General features: G+C 66.4%; 9 protein-coding genes. 4 read left to right on the top strand and 5 right to left on the bottom strand.

Annotation, left to right across the window (positions count from 1 at the left end; genetic code table 11):
- Positions 1–17: 17 nt before the first annotated feature.
- From AC0CH8_RS09300 to AC0CH8_RS09285, 4 genes are all read right to left on the bottom strand, one after another.
- Positions 18–857 carry an SDR family NAD(P)-dependent oxidoreductase gene (locus AC0CH8_RS09300; protein WP_465239641.1) on the bottom strand — a complete coding sequence of 280 codons (840 nt, stop codon included), beginning with the start codon at positions 855–857 and terminating at the stop codon, positions 18–20.
- Positions 857–2,644: a flavin-containing monooxygenase gene (locus tag AC0CH8_RS09295; protein ID WP_465239640.1), complete on the bottom strand. Its 1,788-nt coding sequence runs from the start codon at positions 2,642–2,644 to the stop codon at positions 857–859. The genes AC0CH8_RS09300 and AC0CH8_RS09295 overlap by 1 nt, the downstream gene beginning before the upstream one ends.
- Before the next feature lie 205 nt (positions 2,645–2,849).
- Positions 2,850–4,268: an aldehyde dehydrogenase family protein gene (locus AC0CH8_RS09290; RefSeq protein WP_465239639.1), complete on the bottom strand. Its 1,419-nt coding sequence runs from the start codon at positions 4,266–4,268 to the stop codon at positions 2,850–2,852.
- Positions 4,269–4,288: 20 nt separating this feature from the next.
- Positions 4,289–5,488 carry an acyl-CoA dehydrogenase gene (locus AC0CH8_RS09285; RefSeq protein ID WP_465239638.1) on the bottom strand — a complete coding sequence of 400 codons (1,200 nt, stop codon included), beginning with the start codon at positions 5,486–5,488 and terminating at the stop codon, positions 4,289–4,291.
- Between the two features lie 263 nt (positions 5,489–5,751).
- Between AC0CH8_RS09285 and AC0CH8_RS09280 the strand changes: the two genes are divergently transcribed.
- Complete coding sequence (locus AC0CH8_RS09280; RefSeq protein WP_465239968.1) at positions 5,752–6,765, top strand: Ldh family oxidoreductase; 1,014 nt, start codon at positions 5,752–5,754, stop codon at positions 6,763–6,765.
- A complete protein-coding gene (locus AC0CH8_RS09275) occupies positions 6,762–7,547 on the top strand; it encodes an SDR family NAD(P)-dependent oxidoreductase (RefSeq protein ID WP_465239637.1) in 786 nt (261 codons plus the stop codon). Before AC0CH8_RS09280 ends, AC0CH8_RS09275 begins: the two co-directional genes overlap by 4 nt.
- 26 nt (positions 7,548–7,573) lie before the next feature.
- On the opposite strand, the gene AC0CH8_RS09270 is transcribed toward AC0CH8_RS09275, so the two are convergent.
- Entirely contained in the window at positions 7,574–8,047 is a 474-nt protein-coding gene (locus AC0CH8_RS09270) for a cyclophilin-like fold protein (RefSeq protein WP_465239636.1), read from the bottom strand.
- Positions 8,048–8,323: 276 nt separating this feature from the next.
- On the opposite strand from AC0CH8_RS09270, the gene AC0CH8_RS09265 reads away from it, so the two are divergent.
- Positions 8,324–9,148 carry a glycoside hydrolase family 16 protein gene (locus tag AC0CH8_RS09265; protein ID WP_465239635.1) on the top strand — a complete coding sequence of 275 codons (825 nt, stop codon included), beginning with the start codon at positions 8,324–8,326 and terminating at the stop codon, positions 9,146–9,148.
- Between the two features lie 189 nt (positions 9,149–9,337).
- A complete protein-coding gene (locus tag AC0CH8_RS09260; protein WP_465239634.1) occupies positions 9,338–12,358 on the top strand; it encodes a TonB-dependent receptor in 3,021 nt (1,006 codons plus the stop codon).
- The last annotated feature ends 60 nt before the right edge of the window (positions 12,359–12,418 follow it).

Here is a 12,418-nt window from a genome sequence, read left to right as displayed (position 1 = left end):
TTATCGTTGTGATGACCTCAGCCGGGACGCGCGGCGGTCATGCCACCGTCCACCACCAACTCGGTTGCGGTGACGTATCCGGCGGCGTCGCTAGCCAGGAACAGGGCGGCATGCGCCACGTCCCAGGCATCGCCCATCCGTCCCATCGGCACGCTCGCGTGGCGATCGGCGATCAGCCGGGCGGCATCGTCCGCGCCGAGTTGCCGAACCAGCCGATGCTCGACGAGCGGCGTGTACATCACGCCCGGCACCACCGTATTCACGCGAATACCCTGCCGGACATAGGCGATGGCGGTCGATCGCCCGAACGCGACCAGCCCCGCCTTCGCCGCGGCATAACCCGCGCTCACCCGGCCGCCGACCTGATAGGTCATGCCGCCGATGCTGCCGATGTTAACGATCGCGCCGCCGCGTCCAGCCGCGTCGAATTGCGCCGTCATCACCGGCAGCACATGCTTGCACGCGAGGAACGCGGTGGTGAGGTTGAGGTCGATCTGCGCCTGCCACAGCGTCTCGTCCATCGTCACCGGATCGCCGGGGGCGCTGCCGCCGACGTTGTTGACCAGGATGTCGATGCGCCCGAACCGCGCCACGCACGCGGCCACTGCCGCAGCGACATCCGCGCCGTTGGTCATGTCGCAACGCCGCGCCGCCCAGCGATCGGCGATCCCTTCATCGGCGAGCACCGGGCCGGTGTCCGCCAGCGCCTCCTCGTTCAAGTCGAGCCCGAACACCGCCGCTCCGTACCGGGCGAGCAGCACCGCGGTCGCCTTGCCATTGCCCCAGCCGTCGCCGACCGAACCCGCGCCGGTGACCAGCGCGACCCGGCCGGAAAGGTCGAAGGGCGCGGCCGACATCACGCGACCAGCCCGAACTCGCGCGCCGCGATGTTGAGCGCGATGTACTTGGAATAGATGCGGGCATGGGCGAAGCCGCCGCCGATGAACCACAATCCGTCCTGCGCGGTCGGGCGGAACATGTTGTTGAGTTCGCCATCCGGCGCGACGCCCCAGATCGGCCCGAGCTTGTCGGCGATCGCATCGCCGAGCAGGTCGCGGACCAGTTGCTGCTGGCTCTGGAAGCCGGTCGCGGTGACGACCAGATCGGCGGGATCGACCCGGCCATCCTTCATCAGCGCGCCTTCGGGGACAAAGCGCTCGATGTCCTCATATTGCATCAGGCCGACATCGCCGTCGATGATGAGCTGCGCGCAGCCGCAATCGAGATAATAGCCGCCGTGCCGCCGCCGGAACTTCATCTGGTGGCCGGTTTCGTCCTTGCCAAAATCGAGCTTGAAACCGCGCGCCGCGAGCCCGGCGAGCAGGTCGGCATCGACCTGCTTGATCCGCTTCACCGCTGCCTGATAGCCGCGCACGAGCAATGGATAGCTGCCCGCCGCCGCAATGATGTCGGCGTCGTCGGTGGGGAGTTCCTCGTCGTAATAGAGCGAATGGACGAGGCCGGCCGCCTTGACGCTGGTGATCGTCGACGGTCCGCGCTGGATCAGCGTCACGTCGACACCGTGGCCGTGCAGGTCCTGCGCGACGTCGTGGCCGCTGGTTCCGGCCCCGAGCACCAGCGCGCGCTTTCCCGCCCATTCGGCGCCGCTGGTGAAGTCGCTGGTGTGCATGACCGTCCCGGCGAAATCGTCGAGGCCGGGGATGTGCGGTGTCGTCGGCTTGCCCGCGACGCCGTTGGCGAAGATCAGGTGGCGCGGATGCAACGTGCGCTCACTGCCGTCGGCGCGGCGCACGCGTGCGTTCCACGTGCCGCTCGCCGCGTCGTGATCGCCGCCCAGAAAGGACGTACCGGTCCAGACGTTGCACTCCATCGCCCAGGCGTAGTTTTCCAGCCAGCCGCCGATCATGTCCTTTTGCAGGTACTTGGGCCAGTTGGGTGGCCACGGCAGGTACGGCATCTGGTTCAGGTTGACCTGATTGTGCAGCGCCAGCGAATGGTAGCGGTTGCGCCAGGTATCGCCGACACGCGCGTTGCGGTCGATCACCAGCGTATCGACGCCGAGCAGACCCAGCCGCGCTGCGATCGCCAGTCCGGCCTGCCCCGCGCCGATGATGACCACCGCTGGTTCGCGATCCTCGAACGCCTGTTCCTCGGCACGCAGGTCGCTCCAGTTCGCCCCGCCGAAGGTGCGCGAGGATGCCGGATCGACCGGACGGCGCGTTCCGACCGGCTCTTCATGCCCCTTCAACTCGTTGAGCGATGTCGCGAGCACCCAGGCCCGCGTCGGATCGTCCGCGAGCAACCGCACCAGCCCGTCGCCGCGGCCATTACCCGTCTCGAACGTGAAGATCGCCTCGATCGATTCACGGCCGTGGCGCGTCACGATGCGCGGCGGAGTGCGATCCCGCGCCAGCGTGAAGCCGGATGCCCGCACGCGCGCCTGCGCCTCGATCAACCCGGTGATGACGGTGTCGGTATCGTCGTGCGGCGTGATGCTCCAGGTGAACGCCAGCAGGTCGCGCCAATGGCATTCCTCGCCCAGTACCGCGCGCAAAGCGGCGGAATCGCGGGCGACCAACGCCTGTTCGAACGATGCCAGCCAGCGATCGACCAACGCGCCCAAGTCCGGCTCCGCATGATCGGCATACGCTGACGATAGCTGCGGCCTACGCGCAGGGTCCATTCGCTCCACTCCCTCAACGCCCGCGCCATCACGCGCCGGGTCGTCCAGGGTTTGGCGCAAAAGCGAGCGACACGCCTACGCCCGGCCACGGCAAGCATCTTCGCGTTTTACGGGACAATCTATGGGGTTAGGAAAGCCAACGAAAAACCCCGCCGCGACCGATCGCGGCGGGGTGCGTCTTCACCACCAAAATGGATGATGCCGATCAGGGCGTGCCGAGCATCGCCTTCACCTCCAGATATTCCTCCAGACCGTAGACACCCATCTCGCGCCCATTGCCCGATTTGCGATAGCCGCCCATCGGCGCGGCGGTGTCCGCCGGCGCGCCGTTCAGGAACACGCGCCCTGCCCGCATCCGCCGCGCGACATCCAGCACGGCATCTCCGTCGCTCCCGAACACATAGGCCCCGAGCCCGTACGGCGAGTCATTCGCGATCGCGAGCGCTTCATCGACCGTGCGATAGGTCATCACGGCTGTGACCATGCCGAAGATCTCCTCGCGCGCGATCGTCATGTCCGGCGTCACGTCCGCAAAGATGGTCGGCTGCACGAAATAGCCGTGATCGAACCCCTCTGGTCGGCCCAGACCGCCGCAGACCAGCCGCGCGCCCTCGTCGATCGCGCTCTGGATATAGCCCTGAATGCTGTCATATTGCGCGCGGTTGACCACCGGGCCGTGGGTCGTCGCCGGATCGTTCGGATCGCCGACGCACATCCTGGCGACCGCCGCTGTCATATAGCCGAGCGTCTCCTCCAGCCGGCTTCGCTCGACCAGCAGTCGGGTGGGAGAATGGCACGACTGCCCGCTGTTCGAAAAGCCGCGCGTGACGTTGTATTCCGCCGCGACGCGGTGGTCGGCATCGGGCAGCACGATGTTGGCGGACTTGCCCCCCAGTTCCTGCGTCACCCGCTTGATCGACGGCGCCGCCGCCGCCGCGACCAGCCCGCCCGCGCGGGTCGATCCGGTGAAGCTGACGACATCCACGTCCTCATGCGCCGCGATCGGCGTGCCGACGCCGCGGCCATTGCCGATGACGAGGTTGAAGACACCCGCCGGCACCTGCGCATCGTGGATGATCTGCGCCAGCACCAGCGCGCTGACCGAGGTCGTCTCGCTGGGCTTCACCACCACCGGACACCCTGCCGCGAACGCAGAGGACAGCTTGTTGCAGATCATCTGGATCGGCCAGTTCCAGGGCGTGATCAGCCCGGCGACCCCGATCGACTCATGCCGGAGGATGTAGGCACCCTCGCGCCGCTCGAACTGGTACTCGCCCAACGTCACGACTGCCTGCCGCAGCGACGCTATGCCGGCATTGACTTGCGCGATCAGGCTGGCGGGTGCGCCCATCTCCTGCGTCAACGCCGCCATCAGCTCGGGCAGCCGCGCCTCCATGCCGGCGATGATCCGCTCCAGCAGCGCGATGCGCTCTGCACTGCTCGTCGCCGAAAACGCCGGAAAGGCACGTCGCGCCGCTGCCACCGCGCGATCGACATCGCCCGCATCGCCCAGCGTGATCGTCGCGAACACCTGCTCGGTCGCAGGATCGATCAACTCGCGCCGCTCGGTCCCGATCGGCTGAACCCACGCGCCGTCGATATAGATCTGGCCGTAATGCTTCATCGTCTGTGTCCGATCGTGGGTCAGAAGAACGCCTGCAAGCCGGTCTGCGCCCGGCCCAGAATGAGCGCATGCACGTCGTGCGTGCCTTCATAGGTGTTGACCGTCTCCAGGTTCACCAGATGGCGCATGACCTGATATTCGATCTGGATGCCGTTGCCCCCGTGCATGTCGCGGGAATGACGGGCGATCTCCAGCGCCTTGCCGCAATTGTTGCGCTTCATCAGCGACACCATTTCGGGCGCCATCCGGCCCTCGTCGAACAGCCGCCCGACGCGCAGCGAACCTTGCAGGCCCAATGTGATCTCGGTCTGCATGTCGGCCAGCTTCTTCTGGAACAGCTGCGTCTGCGCCAGCGGCTTGTCGAACTGCTTGCGGTCGAGGCCATATTGCCGCGCCCGCATCCAGCAATCCTCCGCCGCCCCCATCACGCCCCACGAAATGCCGTAGCGCGCGCGGTTGAGGCAGCCGAACGGCCCGCTGAGGCCGGAGACGCCGGGCAACAGCGCATCCTCGCCGACCTCGACATCCTCCATCACGATCTCGCCCGTGATCGAGGTGCGCAGCGACAGCTTGCCGCCGATCTTGGGCGCGGACAGGCCCTTCATGTTCTTCTCCAGCACGAACCCGCGGATCGCGCCGTCGTGCGCGTCGGACTTCGCCCACACCACGAACACGTCGGCGATCGGCGAGTTGCTGATCCACATCTTCGCGCCGTTCAGCCGATAGCCGCCGTCGATCTTCGTCGCGCGGGTCTTCATGCCGCCGGGGTCGGACCCGGCATCCGGCTCGGTCAGCCCGAAACATCCGATCAGCTCGCCTGCACCCAGGCCGGGCAGATACTTCCGCCGCTGCTCCTCCGATCCATAAGCGTAGATCGGGTACATCACGAGGCTCGACTGCACGCTCATCATCGAGCGATAGCCGGAATCGACGCGCTCCACCTCTCGCGCGACGAGGCCGTAGGATACGTAGTTCGCACCGGCGCAGCCATAGTCCTCCGGGATCGTCACGCCGAGCAGGCCGGCCTGACCCATCTTGCGGAACAGCTCGGGCGGCGTCACCTCGTCGAGATAGGCGTCGTTGACCAGCGGTCGCAGCTCGGCCTCGGCAAAGGCGCGCGCGGCGTCGACGATCTGGCGTTCCTCCTCGCTCAGCTGATCGTCGAGCAGGAAGGGGTCGGCCCAGTTGAACGGGGCGGGCTTGGTGCTGCGTGCTAGCATGGTCGATGATGCCTCGCTGGGCCGTGGACACGGGTTCGAACGCCGAGATTCCGTCGCTCTCCTGCTGCGTCGGTATCGCGCCGGACGGACGGCACCTATCGTCGGCCGCGCTCAACATCTTCACGGCCAGCGCAAAGATCGCGGCGTCGTTATTGTCCCGCCAAACGGAAAGCTGTTCCGCATCACGCAGGCTAAGACCTGCGCGGCTTGCCGTGTAGTCTGCGCTGCATAACGATAATGGATTTGGAGCGGACGATCCGGTGATGCAGCTTCCCTTGGCACAGGCGCGCCAGCTCGTGATCGACGTGCTCACCCGGTTTCACGTCAGCACCGATCATGCGGGCATCGTCGGCGACCATCTGGTCGATGCGGCGGCGGCGGGACATCCGTTCGCGGGGCTGCCGCGCGTACTCGCGCTGGTCGAGCATCTGCGCCAGCGCGAGCCCGCCCGCCCGATCACGATCGACCGGCGCAGCCCCAACGCCGCGGTGATCGACGGCGGCGGCACCAACGGCTACGTCACGTCGCTGATCGGCATCGACACCGCGATCGATCTGGCGCGCGAAAACGGCGTCGGCATCGTCGGGATCAACGACACCTGGTTCAGCGGGCGTCTCGCTTATTATGTCGAGCGCGCCGCCCGTGCCGGCATGGTCGCGTTCCACACCGCCAACACGATGGCCCGCGTCGCTCCGGCGGGCGGCGTCGATCGCCTGTTCGGCACCAACCCCCTCGCCTTCGCCTTCCCCGCCGATCCCGATCCGCTGGTGATCGACTTCGGCACCGGGATGACCACCTGGGGCGACGTGCTGTTGCGCGAGAAGCTCGGCCAGCCGCTCGACAGCGGCGTCGCGGTCGATGCCGACGGGCAACCCACCACCGATCCCTCCGCCGCCCTCGCCGGCGCGTTCCTGCCCTGGGGCGGACACCGCGGCTATGGCCTGTCGCTGGTCGTGCAGTTGCTCGGCGTGATGTGCGGCAGTCGCATCGTCGTCGACGAAGTGTCCGCCTGCGGCTTCTTCTTCCTCGTCCTCGACCCTGCGCTGCTCGGCCCGGCCGATGCGTTCAAGGCGCAGGTCACCGCGCTGGCCGCCCAGATCGAGGCGTCGCGCCCCGCGCCGGGCGTGGAGCGGGTCCGCGTGCCGGGCCGCTCCAGCGCCGCCAAGCGTCGCGCCGCGCTCGCCGCCGGTACGATCGAGGTGGACGACAGCATCTACGCCGCACTCGTCGCCCTGCGCGACGGCGATACGACCGCTCAACTGGGACATGACGCATGAGACTGAACGACAAGGTGGCGGTGGTCACCGGCTCCGCATCCGGCATTGGTCGCGCCATCGCCGACCGCTTCGTGGCGGAGGGCGCGACGATCGTCGTCGCCGACTTCAACGCCGAGGGGATCGCGCGCACCGTCGAGGAGATTCGCGCCGCGGGCGGCACCGCCACCGGGCAATGCTTCGACGTGTCCGACCGCGACGCGGTCCACGACGCCACCCGCCAGATCGTCGAGCGGCACGGCCGGATCGACATCCTCGTCAACAATGCCGGGATTTCGCGCTACCGCCCGTTCGCGACGATGAGCTCGGAGGATTGGGACATCGTCCTGGCGGTCGACCTGAAGGGCGTATTCTTCTGCGCGCAGGCGGCGGCACCCTATATGGTCGAGCGGGGCTACGGCCGGATGATCAACATCTCCTCGGCGCTCGGCACCGGCGCGACGCCGCACGGCACCGCCGGTTCGCCCGGCGGCAGCTCCGCCTATGCCGCCGCCAAGGCCGCGGTCATCATGCTGACCAAGACGCTCGCCCGCGAGGTCGGCCCGGCCAACGTGACGGTGAACTGCGTCGCGCCCGGCACCTTCCTGACGCCGATGTCCGCCACCACGCGCACGCCCGAACAGGTGCAGGAGCATCTCGACCATCGCAAGAAGACGGTCGTGCTCAACCGCATCGGCAGCCTCGACGAACTGGTCGCGCCGATCCTGTTCTTCGCGTCGGACGATTGCAGCTACGTGACGGGGCACACGATCCACGTCGACGGCGGGCGCTTCGACCGGATGTAGTCCGGGCGATCAGCGAAGCCGCTCCCTCACTCTGCGCGTGCGAACCGCACGCGCAGGTTCCCCTTCGCTTTCATCGGCATCAAGTCGCCATCGACCTTGCCGATCATGATGATGCCGGGGGACGGCAAGCCGTCGCCACTGCGATAATAGACGGCGATGTCGGCCGTCGGCGACCAGTAGCCGATCTCCCCGGCGGTGAAGTCGCGCTGCGCTGGACCGCCGGTCGACAGGGGGCGAGGCAACGGCCCGGCTTTCTCCTGATCGCGGTGGTCATGCATGGTCACGGCGAACGGCAGCGTCGCGGCGAAAGCCCGCGCCGTCGGATTGTCGTAGAGCGTCGCCGTCATAGGCCGATCACCGGCAGTAATCGTGATTCGTTGCATGATCTTCGGCTCCGTTGCGGCAGGCAAGCCGGACGTCCGTCGCGCCTGCGCTGCGGCGAGCGCGATCCCGGCCACGACGACCAGAGCCGTCAGCGCTTGCAGAGTTCGTTGTGCCACCGAGGAAGTCCCGTCCGCGCCCTCGACACAGGCGGGCGAGGACAGGACCGCAGTCGATCTTCTCCCATTCAGGGGGTTGAACGGCAACTGCCCGACGGTTGATGCGGCGATGAATACGGCTCATCGGCGTGCAGTGGCATCCGCACTCGGCTGGACGTTCAGGGGCGCGCCTGAACCCGCTGGAAGGACGATCCCACTTGGCGGGCGCGACGATTTGGGCAACGATACCAGAGCCCTAGACCCCGATCCCGATCGCAATCCGGAAGCGCTCTGACGATGTCCCTTTTCCTGCTCCTCACCCAGGTCGTCTCGCTGGGCGCCACCAACTACGGCGTCGATGCACCGATGAATGCGCCCAAGGGAAAACCTGCCTTTGCCGACGAGTTCGACGGGGCGACGATCGACGCCGCGCGTTGGCGGTACGACACGTCGCGCAACGCCGAGGGCTGGTACAACAACGAGAAGCAATATTACGCCAAAGACCGCTCGGAGAACGCCCGCATCGAGGGCGGGTCGCTGATCATCGAGGCGCGGCGGGAGACGCTGTCCAAGGCCCGCTTTCCGGACTGGGGCGGTCAGCACTACAGCTCCGCCAAGCTCGTGACGCGGCAATCCTATGGCTTCGGCTTCTACGAGGTCCGCGCGAAGCTGCCGTGCGGGCGCGGCGCCTGGCCGGCGATCTGGATGCTGCCGAAAACCGGCAAATGGCCCGACAAGGGAGAGATCGATATCATGGAGATGGTCGGCTGGGACCCGAACGTCGTCCATGCCACGCTGCACAGCGGAGCGTTCAACCACGCCAAGGGAACGCAACGCGGCGCGCAGACGCGCATCGCCACGGCCTGTACGGACTATCACCGCTACCAGCTCGAATGGCGACCGGATGCGATCACGATCGGAGTCGACGGCCGCGCGGTGATGCGCGTCAGGAACGACCAGCCCGGCGGCGAGGCGGCGTGGCCGTTCGATCGGCCGTATGAACTGATCCTCAACCTCGCGGTCGGCGGCGACTGGGGCGGCAAGCAGGGCATCGACGATGCCGCCCTCCCGCAGCGCATGGCGGTCGACTATGTCCGCTACTGGCGTCCATCCAACCGGTAGTTTCCTACCCTCTCCCTCCTAACCACCTGCGTCACCTCGATACTGTGGTGCCGCAGCCACAGCTGAACAAAATCACATGAACGTTCCCATGACTGCGTTGTCATGCTTGACAAGCCCAGCCGATCCGGAAAAGTGAACGTTCACAGAGAGGCGCATCCATAGCGTCGAACACTGGGGAGGGGATTACTCATGCGCAGCTTCGCCGCTCGCTCGCTTTCGCACTTCGTCATCGGAACGTCGGTCCTGGCTCTGGCTGCAGTGCCCGGCACGGCGCTGGCGCAGGACGCCGCCGCCACGGTCGGCAACCCCGGCCCTGCCGACACCGAGCCGCAGGCGACCCCCGCCGATCCCAACGAGGTCACCGACGACATCGTCGTCACCGGTATCCGCGCGTCGCTGCGCGAGGCGATCGACATCAAGCGCAACGGTCAGGGCGTGGTCGACGCGATCTCGGCCGAGGATATCGGCAAGTTCCCCGACACCAACCTCGCCGAATCGCTGCAACGCATCACCGGCGTGTCGATCGACCGATCGAACGGCGAAGGATCGACCGTAACGGTCCGCGGTTTCGGCCCCGAATACAATCTCGTCACGCTCAACGGCCGCCAGTTGCCGACATCGACGCTGGGCGACGGTGCCAGCCCGCCCGCGTCGCGCTCGTTCGACTTCGCCAATCTCGCGTCGGAAGGGATTGCTGCGGTCGAGGTGTACAAGACCGGCCGCGCCGCCGTGCCGTCCGGCGGTATCGGCTCGACGATCAACATCCGCACGCCGCGGCCGCTCGACAAGCCCGGCCTGCGCGGCAGCATCGCCGCCAAGGGCGTGCTCGACAGCTCGCGCAACGGCAAGGACCCGATCACGCCCGAAGTATCGGGCATCATCAGCAGCACCTTTGCCGACGATCGCATCGGCATCCTGCTGACCGGCGTCTACCAGAAGCGCAAGGCGAGCACGAACACGGGCAGCGTCGGGTTCGGCAATGCGTTCCTCGGATCCGAGAACGACTGGGGCACCTTGCCGCAGGCGGGTCAGCCCGGGTCGCAGAACGTCACCAACCGCCCCGGCCAGAACGACGTCTACGAGGTGCCGCAGAGCGCCGCCTACAACCTGACCGACATCGACCGCGAGCGGATCAACGGCCAGGTCGTGTTGCAGGCGAAGCCCTTCGACTCGCTGACCGCGACCGTCGACTTCACCTATTCTCGCAACAAGGTCGTCGCCCGCGACAACAGCGTCGGCATCTGGTTCAACTTCGCCGACACGTCCAGCGCGTGGACCGACGGTCCCGCCGCCGGCCCGATCTTCTACACGGAGCGGTTCGGGCCGGGTAAGGACCTGTCGTACAGCGGATCGCTGACCGCCAACCTGTCCGAGAACAAGTCGCTCGGCGGCAATCTGACGTGGGAGGCGCCGGGCGGCGTCACCGTGTCGCTCGATGCGCATCACTCCACCGCAGAGTCACGCCCGACCAACCAGTTCGGCACCAGCACGTCGATCGGCAATGCGATCTTCGGCGTCGCCGACCAGACCGTGAACTTCGAGAAGGATCTGCCGATCATCTCGTACACCATGTATCCCGGCATCGACCCGCTGAACGCCGGCAACATCAACGCCACCGGCAACTCGTTCCGCAACGCGTATTTCAAGGACCGGATCAATCAGGTTCAGCTGAAGGGACACTACGACCACGAGGGCGCGTTCCTCGACTCCATCGACTTCGGCGTATCGTACGTGAACAACAAGGTTCGATCGGCCTACGGGTTCGTCCAGAACGACACCTGGGGCGGCGTCGGAACGCCCGCCGACCTGCCCGACGATATCTTCCAGCTCGTCACCCTGCCCGACAAGTTCAAGGGCGTCTCGGGCGCGAAGGACGGGATCATCCCGGCCTTCTACAGCTTCAACTTCGAACGTCTTGCGACGCTGCTCGACCAGAAGTTCAACATCTGCGGAGGCGACGGCAACTGCCTCGCCCCGTACGATACCGACCGGCGGATCACCGAGAAAACGATCTCGCCGTTCGTGCAGTTCAACAACACGTTCGACCTGTTCTCCCGCGACGCGCACGTCATCGCCGGCGTTCGTTATGACGAGACGACCGTCAGTTCGTCCGCGCTGATCCCGATCCCGATCGGAACGCAGTGGGTGGCGGCCGGTGAGTTCGGCATCATCTATTCGCAGAACGCCGACTTCACGAAGGTGAAGGGCAATTACAACAACTGGTTGCCCGCGATCGACGTCGACGTGTCGCCGCTGCGCGACGTGAAGCTGCGCGCCTCGTACAGCCACACGATCACCCGTGCGGACTATACCAGCCTTCAGGGCGGTCTGACGCTCAACCGTCAATTCGGCATCGTCGGCGGCGGCGGCAATCAGGGTAACCCGAACCTGGTGCCGTTCCTGTCGAAGAACATCGATGTCTCCGCGGAATGGTATTACGGCCCCGAAAGCTACATGTCGGCGGGCTATTTCCGCAAACGCGTGTCGAACTTCATCAACTCGCAACAGATCGACCAGCCCGCCTTCGACCTGCGCAACCCGGCGGACGGTCCCCGCTTCCGTGCAGCGCAGGCGGCACTGGGCGGAACTACGGACGTCATCCGCATCCGCGACTACATCCTGCGCAACTTTCCGGGATCGACCCAGGTCACCGGCAGCTCCACGATCGGCGGCGTCGAGTATCTGAACGGCAACATCTTCGGTCTGCCCGAAGACGGACTGGTCAATTTCCAGATCGCGACGCCGTTCAATTCGGATCAGAAGGCGACGATCGACGGCTTCGAGTTCGCCATCCAGCATAACTTCTGGAACACCGGCCTCGGCGTTATCCTCAACTACACGATCGTCAACGGCAATGCGCGGTTCAACAATGCCGCCAACCCGTCGATCGGCCAGTTCGCGCTCGCCGGGCTGAGCGACAGCGCCAACGCGGTGGCGTTCTACGACAAGAACGGCATCCAGGCGCGTATCGCATACAATTGGCGTGCCGAATTCTACGCCGGCGGCAATCCCGACCCCACCTATGTCGAGGATTATGGCCAGATCGACGCCAGCGCGAGCGTGCAGGTGACCGAGGGGCTGGCCGTCTTCGGCGAGGCCATCAACCTCACCGGACAGGGCCGGCGCGGGCATCGGCGATCGGACAATTTCGTCACCTTCGCGCAGCCGGGCTTCGCACGCTATGCCGCGGGCGTCCGCTTCAGCTTCTGATCCGCTGAAGGACCGCGCGCCGGAACGGATCGTCCACAGGACGGCTGTTCCGGCGCGCGT

This window comes from Sphingomonas sp. AC435 (assembly GCF_979253005.1).
This window is presented reverse-complemented; position numbering and strand designations above follow the sequence as displayed.